Below are 563 nucleotides of genomic sequence, written 5' to 3'. Positions count from 1 at the left end.
GCGTTACCGCTCCGGCGCCCCGCCCGCCCGCTGGGTGCTGGACGAGCAGGGCACCGCCGAGAACAGCGCCCGCGCGGGCGGCCTGATCCTCCCGGTCCACCGGCCCGTCCTGCGGGCCGACGCCTCCCTCCAGCTGGTCATGGACGCGTCCTCCTCGATGTGCGTCTGGGACCGCCTCCTCGGCGAACTCCACCAGGTCTTCCGGCAGCTGGGCGCCTTCCGCGACGTACAGCTGCACTACCTCCACGAGGGGCCCGACGGGGAACCGGCCCTGGGCCGGCGGCTCGAACCCGAGCCGACCGGGCTGCGCTCCGCGGACCAGCTCGGTGACCCGACCGGCCGCCGGGTGACGGTCGTCGTCAGCGACTGCGCGGGACCGCTGTGGCGGACCGGACAGGCACACCGGCTGCTGTACCGGCTCGCGCGGCACACCCCGGTCGCCGTGCTCCAGCCGCTGCCCGAGCGCCTCTGGTCCCGCACCCGGCTGCCGGTCTCGTACGGCGCCCTGCACCGCGGTGAGGGCCCCGGCCAGGCGTCCCGGCTCGGCTTCACCGGTGAGGGCG

General features: G+C 76.4%; 1 protein-coding gene. It reads left to right on the top strand.

The annotated features are described in order from the left end of the window. Window positions 1–563 (top strand): SAV_2336 N-terminal domain-related protein (locus tag GCU69_RS32545; protein WP_268969233.1); only part of this gene is annotated, 563 nt, incomplete at both ends.

This window comes from Streptomyces lycii (genome assembly GCF_009735685.1).
In the GTDB taxonomy this organism is placed as follows: Bacteria; Actinomycetota; Actinomycetes; order Streptomycetales; family Streptomycetaceae; genus Streptomyces; species Streptomyces lycii.
The sequence above is the reverse complement of the archived record's forward strand: the minus strand, read 5'-3'. Positions and strand labels throughout refer to the sequence as shown.